This is a genomic window from Methylobacterium mesophilicum (assembly GCF_036441335.1).
Taxonomy (GTDB): domain Bacteria; phylum Pseudomonadota; class Alphaproteobacteria; order Rhizobiales; family Beijerinckiaceae; genus Methylobacterium; species Methylobacterium mesophilicum_B.
Window position 1 is genome coordinate 70,277 of the sequence record NZ_MLBW01000006.1, and the last position, 24,559, is coordinate 94,835.

Here is a 24,559-nt window from a genome sequence, read left to right on the forward strand (position 1 = left end):
GAAGGTTCCGATCACCAAACCGCACAGGGAGAACGCCCAATGAGCAAGCCGCTGGAAGGCATCAAGATCATCGACTTCACGCACGTCCAGGCCGGCCCGGCCTGCACGCAGCTGCTCGCTTGGTTCGGCGCCGACGTGATCAAGGTCGAGCGTCCTGGCGCCGGCGACGTCACGCGCACCCAGCTGCGCCACGTCGAAGACGCGGACGCGCTCTACTTCACGATGCTGAACTCCAACAAGCGCTCGCTCACCCTCGACACCAAGACTCAGGCCGGCAAGGAAGTCCTCGAGAAGCTCATCCAGGATTCCGACGTCATGGTCGAGAATTTCGGTCCCGGCGCCCTCGACCGGATGGGCTTCTCCTGGGCCCGCATCCAGGAGCTGAACCCGGGCATGATCCTCGCCTCGGTGAAGGGCTTCTCGGACGGCCACCACTACGAGGACCTGAAGGTCTACGAGAACGTCGCCCAGTGCGCGGGCGGTGCCGCCTCGACCACGGGCTTCTGGGACGGGCCGCCCACCGTCAGCGCCGCCGCGCTCGGCGATTCCAACACCGGCATGCACCTCGCCATCGGCATCCTCACGGCGCTTCACCAGAAGAACAAGACCGGCAAGGGCCAGAAGGTCGCCGTGTCGATGCAGGACTCGGTGATCAACCTCTGCCGCGTGAAACTGCGCGACCAGCAGCGCCTCGACGCCCTCGGCTACCTCGAGGAGTACCCGCAGTATCCCCACGGCGAGTTCTCGGACGTGGTGCCGCGGGGCGGCAACGCGGGCGGCGGCGGCCAGCCGGGCTGGGTGCTGAAGTGCAAGGGCTGGGAGACCGACCCGAACGCCTACATCTACTTCACGATCCAGGGCCATGCCTGGGCGCCGATCTGCAAGGCGCTCGGCAAGGAGGAGTGGATCAGCGATCCGGGCTACAACACCCCCCGCGCCCGCCAGGACAAGATCTTCGACATCTTCAAGACGATCGAGGAGTGGCTCGCCGACAAGACCAAGTTCGAGGCTGTCGACATCCTGCGCACCTACGACATCCCCTGCGCGCCGGTTCTGTCGATGAAGGAGATCGCCGAGGACAAGTCCCTGCGCGAGAGCGGCACCGTCGTCGAGGTCGCCCACCCGAAGCTCGGCAAGTACCTGACCGTCGGCAGCCCGATCAAGTTCTCCGACATGCAGGTCGAGGTGAAGGCGTCGCCGCTGCTGGGCGAGCACACCGATGAGGTGCTCGCAGACCTGGGCTACACCCAGGAGCAGATCCGGGCGATGCACGAGGCCCGCGCGGTCTGATAGAGACCGCCCGACCTCAGCGTTCCTGAGACAGGACGGCGCTCACGGGCGCCGTCCTTTTCATGTGCGAGCCCCGGACCCGATGCGCGCGTTCCTCAGCCGGTTCCTGCCGGAGCTGACCCCGGTCAGCAAGCGCGAGCGCCTGCGCTCCGCCGCCGGTGCCCTCGTGGGCATCCTCGCGACCGGCTTCGTCTGCCGTGCCTCCGTCCCGGCCGAGGCGCTGCCGGTGCTGATCGCCCCGATGGGCGCCTCGGCGGTGCTCCTCTTCGCCGTGCCGGCGAGCCCCCTGGCGCAGCCCTGGTCGATCCTCGGCGGCAACATCGTGGCGGCACTCGTGGGCGTCACGGCGGCGGCCTGGATCGGCGACCCGTTCGTGGCGGCGTCCTGCGCCATCGGGGTGGCGATCGCTCTGATGATGGCCCTGCGCTGCCTGCACCCGCCGAGCGGGGCCGTGGCGCTGACGGCGGTCCTCGGCGGCCCGGCGATCCGGGAGCTGGGCTACGGCTTCGTGCTCTGGCCGGTAGCCGCCAACTCGCTGCTGCTGCTGACCACCGCCCTGCTGTTCAACAACCTCACCGGGCGCACCTATCCGCACCTGCGCCCGGCCGGGCCCCGGACGGCCGATCCGCCCTCGGAAGCCCGCGTCGGCTTCCGGGCCTCGGACCTCGACGCCGCGCTGGAGGATTTCGACCAGCTGCTCGACGTCGACCGGAGCGACCTGGAGCAGATCCTGCGGCGCGTGCAGATGCGGGTCTACGGGCGCCGCTCGGGCCCGATCACCTGCGCGGCGATCATGTCGCGCGACGTGATCGCCGTGGCGCCGGACGCGCCGCTCGCCGAGGCCATGCGGCTGCTGCGCCGTCACCGGATCAAGGCGCTTCCGGTCACCGACGAGGGCGCCCGCATCCTCGGAATCGTGACGCAGACCGATCTCCTCGACAAGGCCGCCTGGGACCGGAGCGGGCCGCGCCTCGGCCTCGGCCGCCGCCTGCGCCTCACCGCCGAGCGCGGCCGTGCCCCCCACGGCTGCGCGGCCGACATCATGAGCGCGGTCGAGCCGGTCGGTCCCGACACGCCCGTGGCTGCGCTGGTGCCGCGGATGTCGGAGGCGGGCCTTCACCACCTTCCGGTGGTCGACGCCGACGGCCGCCTGGTCGGGATCGTCTCGCAGACCGACCTGATCCCGGCGCTCCTGTCCGAGGCCGAGGCGCCCGAGGCGCCGATCCGCGCCCGCGCGCCGTCCCGGGCCGCCCTGGCCTGAGCCTCAGGTGCCGTCGGGCGGATCCGCCAGGAAGAACGCGACCGCCTGCGCCACCACGTCCGGCTGGTGGGCGTGCGGGCCGTCATACTCGACGTAGGTGACCGGATAGCCGGCCTCGCGCAGGGCCGGCACGTGGACCCGGGCGCTCCGGTCGATCGGGATCTGCTCGTCCTGCGTCCCGTGCGACAGGAAGATGCGCGGCGCGCCGACCTGCATGTGTACCGACAGGAACCCGGCCGACGAGACGATCAGGTGGCGCGCCACGTCGCCGTTCGCGAGCCCCAGGGAGAGGGTGTAGCTGCCGCCGTCCGAGTGGCCCGCGAAGCAGAGGCGCTGCGGATCGAGCAGGAACCGGTCGGCGACGTGCGCCAGCGCCGCCGCGACGCGTTCCCGGTCGGGCCCGTGGCCGGCGATGACGACGTCCCAGGTCGGGAACAGGGATTGCGGTGCGAGGAGCAGGAAGCGCTCGGACCGGGCGTGCGCCTCCAGCATCGGCAGGATGCGCTCGGCGCTGCCGCCGCCGCCGTGGAACAGCACCACGAGCGGGCAGGGGCGGCGCGGATCGAGCCCGTCGGGGACGACCAGCACCGCGTCGCGCTCGGCGAAGAGGCCGAGGTCGTGCCGGCCCTGGGGGAGGGGCTCCTCGGTCGGGAGCCGGTGGCGGAAGTGCAGGCGGCCGGCGAGGTCGGGGTCGATCATGGATGCACCGTCACCGAACGGATGACGGATCCGGCGCCGTCACGGCGAGCGCGGCGAAGCCGTCCACGCGCTCGGCGCGGAACTGGACCGCGCCGCCGTTCTCGCTAAAGCAGAGCGCCGGGCTCGACACGCGAGCCCGGCTTCGATGGTGTGGTGTCAGAGATCCCGCGAGGGACTCGGCCTCACTTCTTCTTCTTGATCCCGCTCTGCGGGTTCAGGCTGCCGATGTTGCCGCTCTCGCTGCCGGCGGCCGGGTCGATGACGGCGTTGACCAGGGCCGGGCGGCCCGAGTTCATCGCCTCGTTGACCGCGCGGGTCAGCTCGTCCGGCGTGGTGACGTGGTAGCCGACGCCGCCGAAGGCCTCCATCATCTTGTCGTAGCGGGAATCCGGCACGAACACCGTGGTGGCGGGGTCGCGGCCGGTCGGGTCCGTGTCGGTGCCGCGGTAGATGCCGTTGTTGTTGAACACCACGATGCAGACCGGCAGGCCGTACCGGCAGATCGTCTCGACCTCCATGCCGGAGAAGCCGAAGGCGCTGTCACCCTCCACGCAGAGCACCGGCTTGCCGGTCTCGACGGCGGCCGCGACGGCGAAGCCCATGCCGATGCCCATGATGCCCCAGGTGCCGACGTCCAGGCGCTTGCGCGGCTGGTACATGTCGATGATGCCCCGGGCGAGGTCGAGGGTGTTGGCGCCCTCGTTGACCAGGATCGCGTCCGGCCGCTCCTTGACGATGGTACGCAGCGCGCCGAGCGCGGCGTGGAAGTTCATGGGCGCGGCGTTGCTCATGAGCTTGGGCGCCATCTTGGCGACGTTCGCCTCGCGCTTGCTCTTGAGCGTCTCGATCCAGTCGGACGGGGGCTGCTGCCAGCCCTTGCCCATGCCGTCGAGCAGCGCCTGCACGCAGGAGGCGATATCGCCGACCACCGGGGCGACGATCTCGACGTTCGAGTCCATCTCGCGGGGCTCGATGTCGATCTGGATGAACTTGGTCGAGCCCGGCTCGCCCCAGCTCTTGCCCTTGCCGTGCGACAGCAGCCAGTTCAGCCGGGCGCCGACCAGCAGCACCACGTCCGAGTCCTTCAGCGCCGTGGAGCGCGCCGCGCCGGCCGAGAGCGGGTGGGTGTCGGGCAGGAGGCCCTTGGCCATGCTCATCGGCACGTAGGGGATGCCGCTGGTCTCGACCAGCGAACGGATGGCGGCGTCGGCCTGGGCGTAGGCGGCGCCCTTGCCGAGCACGATCAGCGGCCGCTTGGCGGATTTCAGGACCTCCAGCGCCCGGGCGATCGCCTCGGGGGCGGGGTGCTGGGCCGGCGCCGGATCGATCACCTTGACCAGCGACTTCTGGCCGGCCTCGGCGTCCATCACTTGGGAGAACAGCTTGGCGGGCAGGTCGAGGTAGACGCCGCCCGGCCGGCCCGAGCAGGCGGCGCGGATGGCGCGGGCGACGCCGATGCCGATATCGGCGGCGTGCAGGACGCGGAAGGCCGCCTTGCACAGGGGCTTGGCGATGGCGAGCTGGTCCATCTCCTCGTAGTCGCCCTGCTGCAGGTCGACGATCTCGCGCTCGGAGGAGCCCGAGATCAGGATCATCGGGAAGCAGTTGGTGGTGGCGTTGGCGAGCGCCGTCAGGCCGTTCAGGAAGCCCGGGGCCGAGACGGTGAGGCAGATGCCCGGCTTCTGGGTGAGGAAGCCCGCGATCGCCGCGGCGTTGCCGGCGTGCTGCTCGTGGCGGAACGAGATCACCCGCATCCCCTCGGCCTGGGCCATGCGGCCGAGGTCGGTGATCGGGATCCCCGGGACACCGTAGATCGTCTCGATGCCGTTGAGCTTGAGCGCGTCGATGACGAGGTGGAAGCCGTCGGTCAGCTCGGGCTCTGCCTCGACCTCGGGGGCGGTGTGGACGATCTTGGCGACTGCGGTCATCACGGTTTCTCCCGGAGGATCGGTGTGTACGGGCGGCTCTCGGCGCCGGCTGGCTGGGGGATCCCCCGCGCTCCCGAACAGGGGGCGGGCGGGGGATCCGTGACGGTCGGACATCGCTCGCGCGACGTCGTGGGGCGGGGGCCGGTCAGGCCGCCCGGATCGGCTGGGCGCCGAGCGCCGCGGGTTGCTCCTCCGTGGCGAGGTAGCGGGCCCGCATCGGGCGCAGGACGAACATCGCCATCGCCGCCGCCGTCACGTTGAGGATGATGATCAGCGTGAACACCGCTGACCAGCCGTAGGCCGCCGACAGGATGCTGGCGAAGGGGACGAGGAAGGCCGCGGTGCCCTTGGCGGTGTAGAGCAGGCCGGCGTTGCTGGCCGCGTACTTGGAGCCGAACGTATCGCCGCAGGTCGCCGGGAACAGCGAGTAAATCTCGCCGAAGACCCCGAAATACACTGCGGTGGCCAGCACGAAGACCATAGGGGTGTGCCCGTAGGTCAGCAGCACGATCACCGCCAGAGCCGCCGTCGAGAACGCGATGAACATCGTGTTCTCGCGGCCGATGTTGTCGGAGACGTAGCCGAAGAACGGTCGCCCGAACCCGTCGAAGATCCGGTCGAGCGAGATCGCCAGCGTCAGGGCCGCCATCTGGAGGCCGAACAGGCTCACCGGCACGCCGGCTACCTGGAAGTCGTGGGCGATCGGGGCGATCTGCGCCGCCGCCATCAGGCCGCCGGAGGCGACCATCACGAACATGGCGTACATCACCCAGAAGACCGGGGTGCGCACCGCCTCGCGGGGGCTGCGGTCGACCTTGGTCTGCGGCAGGCGGGTGCTCTTGCGCTGGACCGGCGTGTTGGTCGACGGCTTGCGCAGCAGGAAGGCGAGCGCGAGGACCACGACACCCTGACCGATGCCGAAGTACAGGAAGGCGTCCTGGTAGCCGCTCGACGCGATCATGCGGGCGATCGGCACCACCGTGATGGCGGCACCCGCGCCGAAGCCGGCCGCGGTGGCACCGGCGGCAAGGCCGCGGCGGTGCGGGAACCACTTGAGCGCATTGCCCACGCAGGTGCCGTAGACCGAGCCCGCCCCGATGCCGGCGATGACGGCGCCGAGATAGAGCATCGCCAAGCTGTCGGCGTAGGCGTTGATCGTCCAGGCTAGGGCGATCATCACGCCGCCGAAGGCGACCACGATCTTCGGACCGTAGCGGTCGACGAACCACGCCTCGACCGGGACCAGCCAGGTCTCGGTGGCGACGAACAGCGTGAACGCGAGCTGGATCGCCGCGCGACCCCAGTGGTAGCGCTGATCGATCGGGTCCACGAACAATGTCCAACCGTATTGAAGGTTGGCGATCATGGCCATGCAGATCACGCCGAAGGCGAGCTGCCACCATTTCGCCGACGGCGAATCCTGGCGTTCCATCCCTGAGCCTCTCTCTTGGGCGGCGCGGCCTTGCTATGGCGGCGTCTCTCATGCACCGACGATCATGCACATCCGTTCTAGGTATGCAATATACCAGCGTGAGACGGACGGGATGAACTGTCAGGGCGGCGATATTATTCCGTTTGCCCCGCTGCAGGAATCGGGCCCCACGCGCCGAGCGTCGGCGCGTCCGCCGGGTGCAGGGTCTCCTCCAGGATGGAGATCGGGCCCGGATCGGCCGGGAAGCCGATGACCGCGCAGGCGGCCTCCCAGTCCGGGCCCGCCTTCACCGCCGCGAGGGTGTCCGGATCCAGCGCGGTGATGCGTCCGCGGTCGAGTCGCAGGATCGCCCGTCCGGTCTCGGCCTGAACAAATCGGACGGTGGCCATCCGGCGCAGGCAGTCCCGCAGGAAGGTGGTGTTGGCGGCTGCCGAGAGGTCGGCGCCCTTGAACACCGCCTCGGGGCCGCGGGCGAAGATGTCGACCTTCCGGAAGCGGTCGATGTCGATCAGCCCCTTCACGTCGAGGATGTTGAGGATGCCGTCCGCCCAGAAGGCGATCGTGCGCGGGCGCTCGCCCAGCGGCACGCTGTTGTCGAGGAACTCGCAGACCACCTGCTTGTCGCGGGCGAGCGCCCAGTTGAAGAACAGGCGCGGCATCCCGGTATAGGCCTCGACGTTGTGGGCCAGCAGGTCCTCCACGGCCTTGTAGCGGCCGAACAGTTCGCCGCGCTTCCAGGCCCGCTCCACGGTGTCGGCCGGAGGCGTGACCATGAACTGCATGTAGACCCGGTCTCCGAACCGGGTGAGCAGCTGGCCGCCGCCGTCCGAGCCGGCCTCGGCCTGGAAGCTGTCGAACCGGAACCGGTCGATCAGCAGGTTGGAGATCCGCCGCTCCGCCGCCTTGCGGGTGACGTAGCGGTCGAGCTTCATGTCGATGATCTCGACCTCGTAGCCGGTCAGCGTCCCGGCATAGCGCGAGGCCTCGCCCAGGCTGTCATAGTCGAGGAGGTACTTGCGCCAGACATCCGGGGTGATCACCGCGAAGTCCGACCACGCCATGCCCAGGCGCCTGGCGAGGCCGAGCTGGTAGGGACGTATCGTGCTCTTCCCGGACGCCGAGGCGCCCTTCACGTTCATCACCACCGGATGATCCTGCGGCGCCAGCCGCCGGTAGCGCTGCGCCTCCACGACCGCGTCGATCCAGGGCTCGATCTGCTCGCCGATGCGGCGGCTGCCGTAGCCGTTCGAGACGAGCGTCCCCGCGATCGTCCGCAGCAGGGCCGCGTCGCGGATGACGGTGTTCTGCCGGGCGATCAGGCCGGACACGACGGCGCGCAGGGCCTCGCAGGCGGCGATCTCCAGGGCGTCGCCGGCCTCGGCGGCGCGCCGCTGCCAGGTTTCGAGGTGGCGCAGGGCGCGGGTCGGAAGATCCTCGCGCGGGGCCTCGATGATCGCGGGCCGCCGCCCGAGGAGCCGGTCGAACCAGCGCGGCTCCGGCGGCGGCGGGGCCGGCCGCTCGTCCAGGATCGCGGCGACCTCGCGGGCGAGCACCGTGTCGGCCTCGGCGCGGAGGCCCGCGAGGGCGGCTTCGATCTCGCCGAGGCGGGGCTCGATTCCCTCGCGCAGGATCGTCGCGACGATGGCCCGGAAGTTCACGCCGAGATCGGCGTAGACCGCGCCGACCGGCACGGACAGGTCCGACATGACCCGGATCAGGACCTCGTGGACGACGAGGCGGCCGGCCCGGAACCGCGTGAGCTGGCGGGCGGGGAGCCCGCAGAGATCGCTCAGGTCCAGGGCGTCGCGGAGCGGCGTCTCGACGTGTTCCGGCCTGTAGACGGTGACCAGAGGCAGGAACGCGGACGGCAGATCGGACCGGACGCCCGGGTTCCAGGGACCGACGGGGATGTCGGGAGCGAGGATCGCGGCGTCCGTCACGCGGGCGTCCGCCGCGTCGCGGATCGGTCGTTCCGGTCGGATCGCCTCGCGCCGCGGGAACGCACGGCGGTGCCGGAAGCGTCCGGCGACCGCGCGGCCGGCCGCAGACCCAGGTCGAAGCCTGCGCGCTCCGGCAGATCGGGACGGGGCCGGCACGGGCGCCTGCCGGGTCCCGGAGGCAGGCCCGGCCGTCCCGACGCCGGTCGCGCCGCCGCGGCCGGGCGAAGAGCCCTAGAAGATCTTCTGGAACCAGCCATGGGCGTCATTGGAATTGCCCCGCTGGATGTCCACCAGCAGGCTGCGCAGCCGCTGGGCCACGGGGCCGGCCTTGCCGGTCCCGATGGTGAAGCTCTCCTCCCGGCCCTTCACGGTGCCGATCGGCGTGATCACCGCGGCGGTGCCGCAGGCGAAGGCCTCGGTGAGGCGACCCTCCCGCACGTCGGCGCGCCACGCGTCGATCGTGTAGGGCTCCTCCTTCACGGTCAGGCCGGCCTCCTGGGCCAGGGTGATCACCGAGTCGCGGGTGATGCCGGGCAGGATGCTGTCCGAGAGCGGCGGCGTCACCAGCGTACCGTCCTCGAACACGAAGAACACGTTCATGCCGCCGAGCTCCTCGACGTAGCGGCGCTCGGCCGCGTCCAGGAACACCACCTGCTCGCAGCCCTGGGACGCCGCTTCCGACTGCGCCGCGAGGCTCGCCGCGTAGTTGCCGCCGCACTTGGCCGCGCCCGTGCCGCCCGGGGCGGCGCGGGTGAAGTGCTCCGAGACCCACACGGTGACGGTCCCGGTCGGGTCCTTGAAGTACGAGCCGACCGCCGAGGCGATCGTCACGAACAGGTATTCCGAGGCCGGCTTGACACCGAGGAAGGCCTCGCTGGCGATCATGAACGGGCGCAGGTAGAGGCTGCCGTCCGGCGTGTCGGGGATCCAGGCGCGGTCGATCTCGACGAGCCTGCGCATGGCCTCCACGAAGGCGTCCTCGGGGAACGGCGCCATCGCCATGCGCTCGGCCGAGCGGCGGAAGCGGAGGGCGTTGGCCTCGGGCCGGAACAGGGCCGCGCCGCCGTCGGCGGTGCGGTAGGCCTTCAGACCCTCGAAGATCTCCTGCGCGTAGTGCAGGACCGCGGCGGCGGGATCCAGCGGGATGGCCTCGCGGGCCTGGATCCGCGCGTCGTGCCAGCCGCGGCCGGCCGTGTACCGCGCCACCACCATGTGGTCCGTGAACACCTTGCCGAAGCCTGGATTCGCCATCAGCGCGGCCCGCTCCTCGGCGGTCCGCGGCGCGGGATGACTTTGGATCTCGAACGTCAGGTCGCTCACGGTGTGGTCCTCATCGACTGAGGCCCTTATGGCGCGCTCCGGCGCGCGAATCTACGGAGCCGGCGCATGACGGCGTCGCCGCATATGCGAGTCGCCCTGCCGGCCACGTGGCGGCTCACTCGGCGGTCGCCGATTCCGACAGCTGCAACCGGTGGAGGCGCGCGTAGGGGCCGCCGGCCGCGAGGAGGTCGTCGTGCTGCCCGATCTCGATCACGCGGCCGGCGTCCATCACGGCGATCTGATCGGCCTCGCGCACCGTCGACAGCCGGTGCGCGATCACCAGGGTCGTCCGGCCACGCATGAGCCGGGTCAGCGCCGCCTGGACCAGCCGCTCCGATTCGGAGTCGAGGGCCGAGGTCGCCTCGTCGAGGAGCAGGATCGGCGCGTCCTTGAGGAAGGCGCGGGCCAGCGCCACCCGCTGTCGCTCGCCGCCGGAGAGCCGCCCGCCGCCCGAGCCGACCCGGAACCCGTAGCCCTCCGGCAGGGCCGAGATGAAGCCGTGGGCCGCTGCGGCCTCCGCGGCCGCCTCGATCTCCGTGCGCGTCGAACCCGGCCGCCCGAAGCCGATATTGGCGGCGATCGTGTCGTCGAACAGCACGACCTCCTGCGAGACCACCGCGACCGCGGCGCGCAGCGAGGCCAGCGTCACGGTCCGGACGTCCTGGCCGTCGATGGTCACGGCGCCGCCGGTGACGTCATAGAGGCGCGGAACGAGGTTGAGCAGCGAGGACTTGCCCGAGCCGGAGCGCCCGACCAGCGCCGTCACGGAGCCGGCCGGCACCGCGAGGTCGATGCCCTCCAGCGCCGGCGCGTCCGGCCGGTAGCGGAACCGCACGTCCGCGAACTCGACGGCGCCGCCCGCGATCGCCAGCGGCGGGGCATCCGGCGTCTCGCGGATCGTGGGGGCCTCGTCCATCACGTCGAAGTAGCGCCGCAGCGCGGCGGCGGCTTCCTGCAGGATGGCGTTGAGATTGCCCAGCGCCCGGGCCGGCTGCGCGGCCAGCAGCAGCGCCGCCACGTAGCCGGTGAAGTCGCCGACCGTCTTCTCCCCGGCGAGAACCCGCTGCCCGACCAGCACCAGCACGCCCGCCACCGCGATGCCGCCGCCGATCTCCAGGAGCGGGTCGAGGCGGCCGCGGGCGTTGGCGGCCTTCATCTTGAGGCGGCGCACCTCGTCGAGGGCGGCGGCGGCACGGCCCTTGAGGTAGCTCTCCATGGCGAAGGTCTTGGCGACCCGCGCCCCCTGCAGGCTCTCGGAGATCAGGCTGGCGGTGGCCCCCATCTGCTCCTGGGTCGAGGTCGAGACCCGCCGGAGCTTCCTGCCGATCCGGCCGATCGGCCCGGCAACGAACGGGACCGTGACGCCGGCCACCAGGGTCAGCACCGGATCCATCCAGATCAGCGCCGCCACGAGCCCGATCAGCATCGCGATGTCTCGGAGCAGGACCGTCGAGATGCGGGTCAGCGCCTCCTTGATGAAGGCGAAGTCGGTGGTGAAGCGCTGGGTCAGCGCCGCCGGGCTCTCGCGGCCGAGCTGGGCGAGGTCCGAATCGATCAGGTGCCCGTAGAGCGCGGCCTGCATGTCGGCCTCGACCCGGGTCACCACGCGGTTGGTCAGCACCGTCTGTCCGTACAGGGCGAAGCCGCGCGTGGCCGTGACCACGATCACCACCAGCGGTCCGTACGCGATGGCGGCGGCATCCTTGCGGTCGAAGGCGTCGAAGGCGGCCTTGATCAGCGCCGGGTAGAGCCCGGTCGAGGCGCCCACCAGCGCGATCAGCACCAGCACCACCGCGAGGGTGGCCCGGTGCGGGTACAGCCAGGTGCGCCAGAGCCGGGCGAGGAGGGGAGCCGTGTCGCCGGGAAGGCGCGCCATGAGACCTACCGGGTCGGATCAGTGCCGCCCTTCGGCAGGATGCGCGGCGGCAGCGGTTTGCCGCCGCCGCCGCCGCGGATCAAGGCTTTTGCTCAGCGGTCGTCGCCGCGCGGCCCGCGATCGTCGTCATGATCGTCACCGCGGTCGCGGTGCCAGCCGCCCCGCATTCCGTGGCCGCCCATCGGGCCCATCGGCCGGGCGAGGATCATGGCGCGCCGCTTCTGATCGGCGTCGAGGCTGGCGTAGAGCGGCTGCGACGCGTCCGCGAGCTTGCGCAAAGCGTCGCCCCGCGCGCTCGCCGCGTCCGCCATCGCCCGGAGCGCCGCCGGGGCGTCGTCGCTGAATTTCGGCCGGTCGCGCATCGCCTCGCGCCGCTGCTGGCGCAGCTTGGCCATGTCGCGGATCGCCGTCTCCACCGGCGGCCACAGCTTCTCCTGGTCGGCGTTGAGCTTCAGCCCGGCATGCAGGGCGGCGATGCGGGCATCCGTGAAGGCCGCGCGGTCCTCGGGCGTCAGCGCGCTCCAGCGCCCGTGCCCGCGGAAACCGTCGGCCCCGTGATCGCGCGCAACGGCCGCGCCGGCGAGCCCCAGTCCGAGGGCCCCGCTCACCAGCATGGCCGTCGTCAAACGTCGGGACATGGAATTCTCCGTCTCACGCTCGGGATGTCGCCGCGGCCCGCGACGGCACCCAACGCCGCGCATAGGGCACCCGCCGTGTATCCCGCTTGTGTATGTAACAATGTTACATTAGTGGCAGGCGCGACGGGACTTCGGGCAGGTGAGCGGTGCGGGACGTGGCGACAACATTCCGGATCACGGCGCTCGCGATCCTGTCCCTGTGGTTCGGGTCTGCGTGGCCTGCCGCGGCCGCCCCGCCGGACGGGCCGGTGCGGGCGGTGGCGACCTTCTCGATCCTCGGCGACCTCGTCCGGCAGGTCGGCGGATCGCACGTGGCGGTGGCGACGCTGGTCGGGCCGGACTCCGATGCCCACGGCCTGAGCCCGTCCCCGGCCGACGCGCGCAAGCTCGCCGAAGCCGACATCGTGTTCGTCAACGGGCTCGGGCTGGAGGGCTGGTTCGACCGGCTGATCCGGGCCTCCGGGACGCGCGCGCCCGTCGTGGTGGCCTCCGCGGGCGTGAAGCCTCTGCCCGCCCAGGATGAGCACGCCCACGGCGACGGCGGCGACCACGGCAACGGCCACGGGGACGGAGACCACGCCGTGGACCCGCATGCCTGGCAGGACGTCGCCAACGTAAGGATCTACGTGGCGAACATCCGCGACGGCCTCGCCAAGGTCGATCCGGCCCATGCCGACGCCTATCGGGCGGCAGCGACCGCCTATCTCGCCGAGCTGGACGCGCTGGAGCGGGACGTCCGGGCGGCGATCGCCCGCATCCCGCCGGAGCGGCGGCGGATCATCACGACCCACGACGCCTTCGGCTACTTCGCGGCGGCCTACGGCCTGCGCTTCATCGCGCCGCAGGGCGTGTCGACGGACAGCGAGGCGAGCCCGCGGGACGTGGCGGCGATCATCCGCCAGATCCGGAAGGAGCGCGTGCCGGCCGTGTTCCTCGAGAACATCAGCGACCCGCGCCAGATGCAGCAGATCGCCCGTGAGAGCGGCGCCCGCGTCGGCGGCAAGGTCTATTCCGACGCGCTCTCGGCGCCGGACGGCCCGGCCGCGACCTATCTCGACCTGATGCGGTCGAACCTGACGGCGTTCGACGCCGCGCTGATGCCGGGCTAGCCGCGCCGCGCGGGCGGGTCGCCCCCGTCATTCGCCTTCACAGCGTCGGACATGACATAGCGTAAACCGCCGGTTAAGAGGCCCCCACTAGCCTTACGAAACGGGTGCCAGCCGATCCTCGTGCGCGAGGGCTCAAGGCCTTGGGGCCTTGTCAGAACGCGTAGCTCGGAGATCGCGTGGCTTGGGGGCCTGACCGCTGGCGCTTCTATCGGCTCGTCGCGCGCGAGACCGCGCGCGCGGTCCGCGCCGCCGGCGCCCGCGTCACCGCCCCGCCCGACATCCTCGCCCGGATGCGCGTGGCCGGGCTGGTGATCGCGCCGCAGGACCTGCGCACCTCCGACGCGACCTTCGCGGACGACATCTACGCCGGCCTGTTCGTCTTCGCCGGCCGGTCGCTCGCGGCGAGCGGCGGCTCGCCGTTCGACTACGCGGCGCCGTCGCCGGAATGGGCCGACGAGCTCTACGGCTTCGGTTGGCTGCGCCACCTGCGCGCCGCCGACACCGCGCTGGCGCGCGCCAATGCCCGCGCCTTCGTGGCCGATTTCATCGCCGGCCGCGGCGACGCGGCGCTGGCCCGCCAGACGCCGGTCGCGGCGCGCCGGCTGATCTCGTTCCTGTGCCAGTCACCCCTCGTGCTGGAGGGTGCCGATCACGGCTTCTACCAGAACTTCCTCAAGGCGATCGGCCGCAACGCGCAGCAGCTCGAGCGCGATCTCCGGCGGGGCGTGCCGCCGCAATGGCGCCTGAACGCCGCGGTGGCGCTCTGCTACGCCGGCCTGTGCTGCGACGGCATCCAGCCGATCCTGCGCCGGGCGACCCGCATCCTGACGCGGGAACTCGACCGGCAGATCCTGACCGACGGCGGCCACCGCTCCCGCGACCCGCGCTACGCCATGGAGCTGCTCCTCGACCTCCTGCCGCTGCGCCAGAGCTACCTCAGCCGCAGCGTCGAGCCGCCGCTGGCGCTCCTGCGCGCCGTCGACCGGATGCTGCCGCTGCTGCGGCTCCTGCGCCACCCGGACGCCTCGCTGAGCCACTTCAACGGCATGGGCGCCACCGACGCGGACCATCTGGCGACCCTGCTGGTCTACGACGGTGCGCTCGCGCGCCCGCTGATGCACGCGCCGAATTCGGGCTACGAGCGCCTGGAGGGCGGCCGGGTCGTGATCGTGGCCGATGTCGGCGCCAGCCCGCCGCTGCCCTACGCGGTCAATGCCGGGGCGGGCTGCCTCGCCTTCGAGATGTCGAGCGGTCCGCAGCGCATCGTGGTCAATTGCGGCCTGCCGGCCAGCGGGGCCGATCTGCGCCTCCTGGCCCGCTCGACGCCGGCCCATTCCACGGCCTCGGTGGCGCACGCCTCGTCCTGCCGGTTCCTCACCCGCACCGGGTGGTGGGGCGAGCGGCTCGTGGCCGACTGGCTGATCCGCCGGCGCGGGCCGGTGGTCCTGAGCGGTCCGTCGGCGGTGGCGGCCGAGCGGGCCGAGGAGGCCGACAGCGTCGTCCTCGCGGCCCGGCACAACGGCTACGGCCCCGAATTCGGCATCGTTCATGAGCGCCGCTGGCAGCTGTTCCACGCGACGGCGCGACTCGAGGGCCGCGACGCCTTCCTGCGACAGGGCAAGGGGCTCAGCCGCGGGCGACGGCTGCGCCCGCAGGACGTGGCGATCCGCTTCCACCTCCATCCCGGCATCGCGGTGCGCAGCATCCCCGAGGGACTGGAGCTCGCCTCGGCGCTCGGGGAAATCTGGATCTTCCGCGCCGAGAACGCCGAGATCGCCATCGAGGAGAGCGTCTACTTCTCGGGCCTGACCGGGCCGCGCCGGACCGACCAGATTGTCCTCCACCTGCGGGTGTCCGACGACGTCGAGGTTCGATGGACCTTCGAGCGCCAGGCCTCCGCGCCCCTGCGCGGCGTGGCGCCCTGACAGGCGCCCGACGGGCCCGGCTGGCCCGGGTCACCGTTTCCATGCTACCGCGCCCGAAAATCTCGAACTTCGGCACGTAGCTATGGCGCACGATCAGGTGCGGGTCTCCCGCGCGCTCCTCTCGGTCTCGGACAAGACCGGCCTCGTCGACTTCGCCCGGGCGCTCCACGCCCGCGGCGTCGCGCTGGTCTCGACCGGGGGCACGCACCGCACCCTGCAGGAGGCCGGCCTGCCGGTCACCGAGGTCGCCGACCTGACGGGCTTCCCGGAGATGATGGACGGCCGGGTCAAGACGCTGCACCCGGCGGTGCACGGCGGCCTGCTCGCCATCCGCGACAACCCCGAACATCAGGCCGCGCTCGCCGCCCACGGGATCGGCGCCATCGATCTCCTCGTGGTCAACCTGTACCCGTTCGAGGCGACCATCGCGGCGGACCGGTCGGACGCCGACTGCATCGAGAACATCGATATCGGCGGTCCGGCGATGATCCGCGCGGCGGCCAAGAACCACGCGGACGTCGCCGTCGTCACCGATGTCTCGGACTATGCCGGCGTGCTCGCCGCCCTGGAGGCCCAGGACGGGGCGTTGGGCGCGGATCTGCGCCGGAGTCTGGCGCAGAAGGCCTTCGCCCGCACCGCGTCATACGACGCCGCCATCGTCAACTGGATGGCCGGCCGCTTCGGCGCCGAGGCGCCGGCTCGCTTCCGGGCCTTCGGGGGCGCCCTCGGCCAGGAGCTCCGCTACGGCGAGAACCCTCACCAGTCGGCCGCCTTCTACCGCGCTCCCGGCAAGGTCCGGGCGGGCGTGGCCACCGCCCGCCAGCTCCAGGGCAAGGAGCTGTCCTACAACAACTTCAACGACACGGACGCCGCCTATGAGTGCGTGGCCGAGTTCGACCCGGCCCGGACCGCCGCCGTGGCGATCATCAAGCACGCCAACCCCTGCGGCGTCGCCGAGGGGACGAGCCTGATCGAGGCCTACGAGCGGGCTCTGAGCTGCGATCCGACCTCGGCCTTCGGCGGCATCGTCGCGCTGAACCGGACCCTCGACGCCGAGGCGGCCCGCCGGATCGTCGAGATCTTCACCGAGGTGATCATCGCCCCCGACGCCACGCCCGAGGCGGCCGCCATCGTGGCCGGCAAGAAGAACCTGCGCCTGCTGCTGGCCGGCGGCGTGCCCGACCCGCGGGCCGGCGGCGAGACCGTGCGGACTCTCGCGGGCGGTCTGCTGGTCCAGAGCCGGGACGCGGCGGTCGTCGACGATATGCCGCTCAAGGTCGTGACGAAGCGCGCGCCGAGCGAGGCCGAACTGGCCGATCTCCGGTTCGCCTACAGGGTGGCCAAGCACGTGAAGTCGAACGCCATCGTGTACGCGAAGGCTGGCGCCACGGTCGGCATCGGCGCGGGCCAGATGTCCCGGGTCGATTCCTCGCGCATCGCCGCCTGGAAGGCCGCCGAGGGAGCGAAGCGTCTCGGGCTGGCCGAGAGCCTCGCTGTCGGTTCAGTGGTGGCGTCGGACGCGTTCTTCCCGTTCGCGGACGGCCTCATGGCGGCCGCCGAAGCGGGCGCCACCGCGGTGATCCAGCCCGGCGGCTCGATGCGCGACGCGGACGTGATCGCTGCGGCCGACGAGGCCGGTCTCGCGATGGTCCTGACCGGGCACCGCCACTTCCGGCACTGAGCCGCGTGGCCGTTCTCCGGGGCGTTCGTGATTTCGGCGGCCGGACCGGGCGCCACGGAGGTCGTGCCGTGGCACCGGCGCGTCGTTAACGATCCGGCGCGATCGGTTCGGTCGCGCCGATTTCTGGCCGGTTGCGCGGGTCGGCCGAGCATTGCCGCGAAAAGGTCCCTGTCCATCCGAAGCTCGGCAATGGATAGATGGCGTCCAGAAACGCAATTTTTGAAGCATTATTGCGGGTGTAATATTCCCATCTTGGCGAATATGTACGGCATCTGCTGCGCGGGTTGAAATTTTCTCTGCCGCACGCCACAATCACGGAGATGTGCGCCGGAAGCTCGTGTGAAGGACTTCCTGGAACAAGTCCGGCTCGGGTGACGAGATGGTGGTCGCAGCGCTGTTGTTTCTCGTGGGATGGCTAGTCGGCCGGTCCTACTCGGTGATCGTCGTCGCGCTGACCTCGTCGGTGATCCTGGTCACGGCCGCGACGATCTTCGTGTCCGTCTACGGGATCGACCTGCTGCGTGTGCTGATCGTGATGGGGTACCTGACCGCGCACCAGGCGGGATATCTCGTCGGTGCCTATTCCACCGGCTACCCCGAGAATGACCGGGGGCGGTGAGGCGGATCACCACAACCAGACCAGATGTCCGGCGCACCTGTTGATCAGGATCCAGAGCCCCGCGGCAACGACGGACCAGACGATCACCAGGAGAAGGGGGGGCTTCGTGCCGGGCTGACGGCGCAGATGTGTCAGGACGGTGTTCACGTTCGAGATCCCAGGAACCCGGAGCGGAGGGTGACCTGATACGGACTCGTACCGCACAGGGTTCCACCGGGCGTATTGTCGGCAGGTTAAATTGTAGACAGGTTCAGGTGACCGGCACGGCCATCGGTAAGTCCGGGGATGGCCGATATTTTATTTGCAGTTGCAATAATTAGCCTCTTACAACGCGTGAAATCGAAACCAAGACAATTGGCGCGACGGCTCCATCCGAGGAGGGCCGTTTCCGCCGGGTCTCGATACTTGTCACCTCCGTACAGGATCAGACGAAACGCAATCCGTGACGTACCGCACGGATCGCTAATTCGCGCCGGCGTTGCAGGCTCGACACAAGCGGGGCGGCCGCGAGGCGCCGCCCCGAACGAGAACGCCCAGGCAACGGGTGCTGCCTGGGCGCCGTTGACGCGGGCCGGACCGGGATCCGGTCGGCTCGCGCCGATCAGGTGTCGGCGAAGATGTCGCGATCCTTGGTCTCCGGCACGAACAGCACGCCGATGATCACCGTCGCCACCGCGATGACGATCGGGTACCAGAGGCCGAAATAGATGTCGCCGGTCTGTGCCACCATGGCGAAGGCCGTCGCCGGCAAGAGTCCGCCGAACCAGCCGTTGCCGATGTGGTAGGGCAGCGACATCGAGGTGTAGCGGATCCGGGTCGGGAACAGCTCCACCAGCATGGCGGCGATCGGGCCGTAGACCATCGTGACGAAGAGCACGAGGATGAACAGCAGGCCGATCACCTGCGCGACCTGCGGCCGGAAGATGTCGAACGGGTTCGCCATCTTGACGATCTCGGGATCGCCGGCCTTCGGGTAGCCCGCGGCCTGGAGCGCGGCGGTCGTGGCCTTGTTGGCCTCGGCGTTGCCGCCCTGCAGGTACGGGATCTCCGTGTCGTTGATCCGGATCGTGGTGGGCTGGCCGGCCGCGCCGGCCACGGTCGTGTAGCGGACCGACGACTTCGACAGGAAGTCGCGGGCGAGGTCGCAGGGCTGGGTGAACACCCGGGTCCCGACCGGGTTGAACAGGGTCCCGCAGGCGGCCGGATCGGCCGTCACCGTCACCTTCACGTTCTCGATCGCCGCCTCGAGCTTCGGGTTGGCCGTCGAGGTGATCCCCTTGAAGATCGGGAAGAACGTCGCCGCAGCGATCGCGCAGCCCGCCAGGATGATGACCTTGCGGCCGATCTTGTCGGACAGCCAGCCGAAGACGACGAAGAAGCCGGTCCCGAGAAGCAGCGACCAGGCGATCAGCAGGTTGGCCGTGTACCCGTCGACCTTCAAGATCGATTGCAGGAAGAACAGCGCGTAGAACTGACCCGTGTACCAGACGACGCCCTGGCCGGCGACGAGCCCGAACAGGGCGATGATCGCGAACTTCGCGTTCCGCCACTCGCCGAACGCCTCCGTGAGCGGCGCCTTCGAGGTCTTGCCCTCCTCCTTCATCTTCTGGAACGCCGGGGATTCGGAGAGCTGGAGGCGGATCCAGACCGAGATGCCGAGCAGCAGCACCGACACCAGGAACGGGATGCGCCAGCCCCACTCGGCGAAGGCGGCCTCCCCCGTGAAGGTCCGGGTGGCCAGGATCACCAGCAGCGACAGGAACAGGCCGAGCGTCGCGGTCGTCTGGATCCAGCTCGTGTAGAAGCCGCGCCGGCCGTTCGGCGCGTGCTCGGCCACGTAGGTCGCCGCGCCGCCGTACTCGCCGCCGAGCGCCAACCCTTGCGCGAGGCGCAACACGATCAGGATGATCGGGGCCGCGATGCCGATGGTCGCCGCGTTGGGCAGGATGCCGACGATGAAGGTCGACAGACCCATGATCAGGATCGTGACGAGGAAGGTGTACTTGCGCCCGACGAGGTCGCCGACGCGGCCGAACACGAGGGCGCCGAACGGCCGCACGATGAAGCCGGCCGCGAAGGCCAGCAGCGCGAAGATGTCGCGCGTGGCCGGCGGGTAGGCCGAGAAGAACTGCGCGCCGATGATCGCCGCGAGCGAGCCGTAGAGATAGAAATCGTACCACTCGAACACGGTGCCGAGCGAGGATGCGAAGATCACCCGCTTCTCGGCCGACGTCATCGGCCGCGCGGCGTCTTCCGCTCGCGGGATCGCGGTTGCCACAGGCATAAGACAGGTCCTCCCAGACGCACATGGGCGGCCCGAGACCCGGATCGCCCGCTCACCGGCCCGCTTCCCGGGCGGTTCTGCGCATGGCGCAGATCACCTATGCGTTATCGCACGGGCTGGGGCGGTCAACCGGTAAAGCGATTGTGAACTCCCTCATCAACATGGGCGCGTGCGGTGTTGTCACCGGAACGACGAGGGGCGCGGCTCGCGCCGCGCCCCCCGCCTGTCCGATCGGTCCGGGTGCCGTCAGTGCGCGTGCGCGCCGGCCGCCCCGATGCCCGTCTCGGAGCGCACGTACTGCGCCTCGAAGGCCGCGCGCTCGCGCTGGGCCCGGCGGCTCTTGTCCAGGAGGGACACGACCCAGATCGTCGCGAAGGCCAGCGGCATCGAGAACAGAGCCGGGTTGTCGTAGGGGAAGAGCGCGGCGGGATGGCCGAACGTCGTCACCCAGACGGCCTTCGACAGCACCACCATGGTGACCGCCGAGAGCAGGCCCACGAGGCCGCCGGCGAGCGCGCCCCAGGTCGTGGTGCCGCGCCACAGGATCGACATGGCCAGCACCGGGAAGTTGCAGCTCGCCGCCACCGCGAAAGCGAGGCCGACCATGAAGGCGACGTTCTGGTTCTCGAACACGTAGCCGAGGTAGATCGCCACGATGCCGATCACCACGGCCGAGATCTTCGACAGGTTGACCTCGTGCTTCTCGGTGGTGCGCCCGCGGGCGATCACCTGGGCGTAGAGGTCGTGGCTGATCGCCGAGGCGCCGGCGAGCGTCAGGCCGGCGACGACCGCGAGGATCGTCGCGAAGGCCACGGCGGAGATGAAGCCCAGGAAGTACGGGCCGCCCACCGCGTTCGCGAGGTTCACCGCCACCATGTTGGTGCCGCCGATCATGTCCTTCAGCTTGTCGAACGCGCCGGCCGGCCCGAGCTTGAAGTAGACCGGATCCGACATCAGCAGGGCTATGCCGCCGAAGCCGATGATGAAGGTCAGGATGTAGAAGTAGCCGATCAGGCCGGTGGCGTAGAACACCGACTTGCGCGCGGCCTGGGCGTCCGAGACCGTGAAGAACCGCATCAGGATGTGCGGCAGGCCGGCGGTGCCGAACATCAGGCCGACGCCGAGCGAGATCGCCTCGACCGGGTTCGACACGAGGCCTCCCGGGGCCATGATGGCGTCGCCCTTCGGGTGAACCTGCACGGCGTTGGCGAACAGCAACTCCGGGTTGAAGCCGTACTTGTACAGCACCGCGCCGGCCATGAAGGTCGCGCCGCCGAGCAGCAGGCAGGCCTTGATCACCTGTACCCAGGTGGTCGCCTTCATGCCGCCGAAGGCCACGTAGACGATCATCAGCACGCCGACGATGATCACCGCGTAGAGGTAGGGCAGGCCGAACAGGAGCTGGATCAGCTTCCCCGCGCCGACCATCTGGGCGATCAGGTAGAAGGCTACCACCACCAGGGTACCCACCGCCGAGATGATGCGGATCGCGGTCTGGTCGAGGCGGAAGCTCGCCACGTCGGCGAAGGTGAACTTGCCGAGATTGCGCAGGCGCTCCGCGATCAGGAACAGCACGATCGGCCAGCCGACCAGGAAGCCCGTCGAGTAGATCAGCCCGTCGAAGCCCGAGGTGTAAACGAGGCCCGAGATCCCGAGGAACGAGGCCGCCGACATGTAGTCGCCGGCGATCGCCAGCGAGTTCGTGCCCGCCGAGATGCCGCCGCCCGCCGCGTAGAAGTCGGCGGCCGACTTGGTGCCCTTCGCGGCCCGGTAGGTGATGCCGAGCGTCAGCAGCACGAAGAACAGGAACATCAGGATGGCCGGCCAGTTCGTGGCCGATTGCGACACGGCACCGAGATCCGGGCCGGCCGCGTAGGCGGCGCTCGCGACGATCGTGGCCAGCGTCAGGCCGAGGAGGAGGCGGTTCATCGGGCGACACTCCGCTTCAGGGCGTCGCTCAGCGCGTCGAAGCGCGTGTTGGCCCGGGCGACGTAGACGCCCGTGAGCGCGAAGGCGAACAGGATCACGAACACGCCCGCGAACAGGCCGAGGGAGGCGGTGCCGCCGACCTTCACGGCGAGGAGCGACTTGTCGAAGGCGATCAGGCCGATGAAGCCGAAATAGACGACCAGCATCAGGGTCGTCAGGATCCAGGCGAAGCGTGTGCGCTCGCCGACGAGCTGCTGGAACTCGGGGGTCCGGGCGATCCGCTCGACCTGCGGGTCGACGCCGGTCCCGAGTGTGCGTGTTCCCGGGGGCGCCGTGCGCCCTCGGGTGTCGAGTGTCGTGCCGCTCATGGCTGTTCCTCCCGCGAGGGCATGCTCTCGGCCCCCCGGTTCGTCGCGTTGAAATTCGTGGTTCTTGTTGGGGGCGGGCGCCGTCCCGGCACCCGCCCCGGTCCGGACCCGCGCCGCCGCGGCGGCGCGGATGCGATCAGGCCCGGTTCTGCCGGTTCTCGATCAGGTCGTCGACAACGGCCGGCTCGGCCAGAGTCGAGGTGTCGCCGAGCGAGCTGAAATCGTCCTCGGCGATCTTGCGCAGGATCCGGCGCATGATCTTGCCCGAGCGGGTCTTGGGCAGGCCGGGTGCGAACTGGATCAGGTCCGGCGAGGCGATCGGCCCGATATCCTTGCGCACCCAGGTCACGAGCTCCTTGCGCAGCGCGTCGTCGCCCTCCTCGCCGTCGTTGAGGGTCACGTAGGCGTAGATGCCCTGGCCCTTCACGTTGTGCGGGTAGCCGACCACCGCCGCCTCGGCGACCTTCGGGTGCGCGACGAGCGACGACTCGACCTCGGCGGTGCCCATGCGGTGGCCCGAGACGTTGATGACGTCGTCCACCCGGCCGGTGATCCAGTAGTAGCCGTCGGCGTCCCGCCGGGCGCCGTCGCCGGTGAAGTACTTGCCCGGGTAGGTCGAGAAATAGGTCTGCTCGAAGCGCTCATGGTCGCCGTAGACCGTTCGCATCTGGCCCGGCCAGGAATCGGCGATGCAGAGATTGCCTTCGCAAGGCCCCTCCAGCACCTTGCCCTCGGCGTCGACCATCTCGGGCTTCACGCCGAAGAACGGGCGGGTGGCCGAGCCCGGCTTGAGGGCGGTGGCGCCCGGCAGCGGCGTGATCAGGATGCCGCCGGTCTCGGTCTGCCACCACGTGTCGACGATCGAGCAGCGCTTGTCGCCGACGACGTTGTAGTACCATTCCCAGGCTTCCGGGTTGATCGGCTCGCCGACGGAGCCCAGCACGCGGAGCGATTGCCGCGAGGTCTTCTTCACCGGGCCCTCGCCGCCGCCCATCAGCGAGCGGATCGCGGTCGGCGCCGTGTAGAAGATGTTGACCTTGTGCTTGTCGACCACTTCCCAGAACCGGGAGGTCGACGGGTAGGTCGGGATGCCCTCGAACATCAGCGTCGTGGCACCGTTCGCGAGCGGCCCGTACACGATGTAGCTGTGGCCGGTGACCCAGCCGACATCGGCCGTGCACCAGTACACGTCGCCCTCGCGGTAATCGAAGACGTATTCGTGCGTCATCGACGCGTAGACGAGGTAGCCGCCCGTGGTGTGCACCACGCCCTTCGGCTGACCGGTCGAGCCCGACGTGTACAGGATGAAGAGCGGGTGCTCGGCCTCCACCGCGACGGCGGGGCACTCGTCGGTCACCTGCTCGGCGGCCTCGTCGTAGTAGACGTCGCGGCCCGCCTCCATGGCGACGCTGCCGCCGGTGCGGCGCACGACGATCACGTGGTCGACGAGGTCGGTGCCGAGGCGCTTGATCGCCTCGTCGACATTGGCCTTCAGCGGCACCTTGCGGCCGCCGCGCAGGCCCTCGTCGGCGGTGATCACCACCTTCGAGCCGCAGCCCTGGATGCGCGAGGCGAGGGAGTCCGGCGAGAACCCGCCGAACACGATGGCGTGGATCGCACCCAGCCGCGCGCAGGCGAGCATCGCGTAGGCGGCTTCCGGGATCATCGGCATGTAGAGCGTGACGCGGTCGCCCTTGCCGACGCCGCGGTTGCGCAGGACGTTGGCCATCCGGCAGACCTGCGCGTGCAGCTCGCGGTAGCTGATGTGCTTGGACTCGTCCGGGTTGTCGCCTTCCCAGACGATCGCGGTCTGATCGCCCCGGGTCTCGAGATGACGATCGATGCAGTTGTGGGCGACGTTGGTCGTGCCGTCCTCGAACCACTTGATCGAGACTTTCCCGGGCTCGAAGCTGGTGTTCTTCACCGTCGAGAACGGTTTCATCCAGTCGATGCGCTTGCCGTGCTCGGCCCAGAACGCGTCGGGATCGGCGACCGAGGCCGCGTACATCTCCCGGTACTTGGCATCATCGACGTGCGCGCCCTCGCGCCACGCGGATTGAACCTCGACCACCTTGCCTTCCATGGCGTCCCATCCCTGTTTTGGTGCCCGATCGTATCGCGGTCTCCGCCGCGCAGCCAGGACTTCCAAAGTAACGTAGCCGACAATCTACGATGACGATATCATCGCGGTTTCGCGCTCAGCTGCGCAGCTCAATTCCCGTGAATAGATTGGGCACAATGTAAGAGCTGCTTGAGGCTT

17 protein-coding genes are annotated in these 24,559 nt (G+C 70.1%); 6 read left to right on the forward strand and 11 right to left on the reverse strand.

The window, feature by feature from the left end; all coding sequences use genetic code 11:
* The first annotated feature begins 39 nt into the window (after positions 1–39).
* Positions 40–1,290, forward strand: a complete 1,251-nt coding sequence (gene frc / locus MMR14E_RS04760) for a formyl-CoA transferase (RefSeq protein ID WP_331313049.1) — start codon at positions 40–42, stop codon at positions 1,288–1,290.
* An 82-nt stretch (positions 1,291–1,372) separates the two neighbouring features.
* Positions 1,373–2,551, forward strand: coding sequence for an HPP family protein (locus MMR14E_RS04765; RefSeq protein ID WP_331313050.1), 1,179 nt, complete (start codon positions 1,373–1,375; stop codon positions 2,549–2,551).
* 3 nt (positions 2,552–2,554) lie between these two features.
* Here the strand turns inward: MMR14E_RS04765 and MMR14E_RS04770 are convergent, their stop codons facing one another.
* The 7 genes from MMR14E_RS04770 to MMR14E_RS04800 all read right to left on the reverse strand — a co-directional run bounded on the left by MMR14E_RS04770 (position 2,555) and on the right by MMR14E_RS04800 (position 12,384).
* Complete coding sequence (locus MMR14E_RS04770) at positions 2,555–3,250, reverse strand: esterase (RefSeq protein ID WP_331313051.1); 696 nt, start codon at positions 3,248–3,250, stop codon at positions 2,555–2,557.
* Positions 3,251–3,432: 182 nt separating this feature from the next.
* The gene (gene oxc / locus MMR14E_RS04775; protein WP_331313052.1) at positions 3,433–5,178 is read right to left on the reverse strand and encodes an oxalyl-CoA decarboxylase; all 1,746 of its coding nucleotides are present in this window, start codon (positions 5,176–5,178) and stop codon (positions 3,433–3,435) included.
* Positions 5,179–5,323: 145 nt separating this feature from the next.
* Positions 5,324–6,610, reverse strand: coding sequence for an oxalate/formate MFS antiporter (oxlT, locus tag MMR14E_RS04780; RefSeq protein ID WP_331313053.1), 1,287 nt, complete (start codon positions 6,608–6,610; stop codon positions 5,324–5,326).
* Positions 6,611–6,744: 134 nt separating this feature from the next.
* Positions 6,745–8,550, reverse strand: coding sequence for a hypothetical protein (locus MMR14E_RS04785; protein WP_331313054.1), 1,806 nt, complete (start codon positions 8,548–8,550; stop codon positions 6,745–6,747).
* Positions 8,551–8,781: 231 nt separating this feature from the next.
* On the reverse strand, positions 8,782–9,870 hold the full coding sequence (locus tag MMR14E_RS04790) for a branched-chain amino acid aminotransferase (RefSeq protein ID WP_331313055.1): 1,089 nt from the start codon (positions 9,868–9,870) through the stop codon (positions 8,782–8,784).
* Between the two features lie 115 nt (positions 9,871–9,985).
* Positions 9,986–11,746 carry an ABC transporter ATP-binding protein gene (locus MMR14E_RS04795; protein WP_331313056.1) on the reverse strand — a complete coding sequence of 587 codons (1,761 nt, stop codon included), beginning with the start codon at positions 11,744–11,746 and terminating at the stop codon, positions 9,986–9,988.
* Between the two features lie 92 nt (positions 11,747–11,838).
* A complete protein-coding gene (locus MMR14E_RS04800) occupies positions 11,839–12,384 on the reverse strand; it encodes a Spy/CpxP family protein refolding chaperone (protein ID WP_331313057.1) in 546 nt (181 codons plus the stop codon).
* 155 nt (positions 12,385–12,539) lie between these two features.
* Here MMR14E_RS04800 and MMR14E_RS04805 point away from each other — a divergent pair, with 155 nt between their 5' ends.
* The 4 genes from MMR14E_RS04805 (at position 12,540) to MMR14E_RS04820 (ending at position 17,718) form a co-directional block, all read left to right on the forward strand.
* The gene (locus tag MMR14E_RS04805; protein WP_331313059.1) at positions 12,540–13,493 is read left to right on the forward strand and encodes a metal ABC transporter solute-binding protein, Zn/Mn family; all 954 of its coding nucleotides are present in this window, start codon (positions 12,540–12,542) and stop codon (positions 13,491–13,493) included.
* A 176-nt stretch (positions 13,494–13,669) separates the two neighbouring features.
* Positions 13,670–15,418, forward strand: a complete 1,749-nt coding sequence (locus MMR14E_RS04810) for a heparinase II/III family protein (RefSeq protein ID WP_331313060.1) — start codon at positions 13,670–13,672, stop codon at positions 15,416–15,418.
* Positions 15,419–15,500: 82 nt separating this feature from the next.
* Positions 15,501–17,099, forward strand: a complete 1,599-nt coding sequence (gene purH / locus MMR14E_RS04815; RefSeq protein ID WP_331313061.1) for a bifunctional phosphoribosylaminoimidazolecarboxamide formyltransferase/IMP cyclohydrolase — start codon at positions 15,501–15,503, stop codon at positions 17,097–17,099.
* Positions 17,100–17,478: 379 nt separating this feature from the next.
* A complete protein-coding gene (locus tag MMR14E_RS04820) occupies positions 17,479–17,718 on the forward strand; it encodes a hypothetical protein (RefSeq protein ID WP_331313062.1) in 240 nt (79 codons plus the stop codon).
* A 601-nt stretch (positions 17,719–18,319) separates the two neighbouring features.
* On the opposite strand, the gene MMR14E_RS04825 is transcribed toward MMR14E_RS04820, so the two are convergent.
* The 4 genes from MMR14E_RS04825 to acs all read right to left on the reverse strand — a co-directional run bounded on the left by MMR14E_RS04825 (position 18,320) and on the right by acs (position 24,382).
* Positions 18,320–19,954: an MFS transporter gene (locus MMR14E_RS04825; protein WP_331313063.1), complete on the reverse strand. Its 1,635-nt coding sequence runs from the start codon at positions 19,952–19,954 to the stop codon at positions 18,320–18,322.
* A 294-nt stretch (positions 19,955–20,248) separates the two neighbouring features.
* Entirely contained in the window at positions 20,249–21,931 is a 1,683-nt protein-coding gene (locus tag MMR14E_RS04830; RefSeq protein ID WP_331313064.1) for a cation acetate symporter, read from the reverse strand.
* Positions 21,928–22,299: a DUF485 domain-containing protein gene (locus MMR14E_RS04835; protein ID WP_331313065.1), complete on the reverse strand. Its 372-nt coding sequence runs from the start codon at positions 22,297–22,299 to the stop codon at positions 21,928–21,930. The genes MMR14E_RS04830 and MMR14E_RS04835 overlap by 4 nt, the downstream gene beginning before the upstream one ends.
* Before the next feature lie 136 nt (positions 22,300–22,435).
* Entirely contained in the window at positions 22,436–24,382 is a 1,947-nt protein-coding gene (gene acs / locus MMR14E_RS04840) for an acetate--CoA ligase (protein ID WP_331313066.1), read from the reverse strand.
* Positions 24,383–24,559: the final 177 nt, after the last annotated feature.

Excerpts from the sequence above, each read along its gene's own strand:
- MMR14E_RS04830 (WP_331313064.1), bottom strand. The coding sequence starts at position 21,931 with ATGAACCGCCTCCTCCTCGGCCTGACGCTGGCCACGATCGTCGCGAGC.
- MMR14E_RS04765 (WP_331313050.1), top strand. The coding sequence starts at position 1,373 with ATGCGCGCGTTCCTCAGCCGGTTCCTGCCGGAGCTGACCCCGGTCAGC.
- MMR14E_RS04795 (WP_331313056.1), bottom strand. The coding sequence starts at position 11,746 with ATGGCGCGCCTTCCCGGCGACACGGCTCCCCTCCTCGCCCGGCTCTGG.
- frc (WP_331313049.1), top strand. The coding sequence starts at position 40 with ATGAGCAAGCCGCTGGAAGGCATCAAGATCATCGACTTCACGCACGTC.
- oxlT (WP_331313053.1), bottom strand. The coding sequence starts at position 6,610 with ATGGAACGCCAGGATTCGCCGTCGGCGAAATGGTGGCAGCTCGCCTTC.
- acs (WP_331313066.1), bottom strand. The coding sequence starts at position 24,382 with ATGGAAGGCAAGGTGGTCGAGGTTCAATCCGCGTGGCGCGAGGGCGCG.
- MMR14E_RS04835 (WP_331313065.1), bottom strand. The coding sequence starts at position 22,299 with ATGAGCGGCACGACACTCGACACCCGAGGGCGCACGGCGCCCCCGGGA.
- MMR14E_RS04825 (WP_331313063.1), bottom strand. The coding sequence starts at position 19,954 with ATGACGTCGGCCGAGAAGCGGGTGATCTTCGCATCCTCGCTCGGCACC.
- MMR14E_RS04820 (WP_331313062.1), top strand. The coding sequence starts at position 17,479 with ATGGTGGTCGCAGCGCTGTTGTTTCTCGTGGGATGGCTAGTCGGCCGG.
- MMR14E_RS04770 (WP_331313051.1), bottom strand. The coding sequence starts at position 3,250 with ATGATCGACCCCGACCTCGCCGGCCGCCTGCACTTCCGCCACCGGCTC.
- MMR14E_RS04800 (WP_331313057.1), bottom strand. The coding sequence starts at position 12,384 with ATGTCCCGACGTTTGACGACGGCCATGCTGGTGAGCGGGGCCCTCGGA.
- purH (WP_331313061.1), top strand. The coding sequence starts at position 15,501 with ATGGCGCACGATCAGGTGCGGGTCTCCCGCGCGCTCCTCTCGGTCTCG.
- oxc (WP_331313052.1), bottom strand. The coding sequence starts at position 5,178 with ATGACCGCAGTCGCCAAGATCGTCCACACCGCCCCCGAGGTCGAGGCA.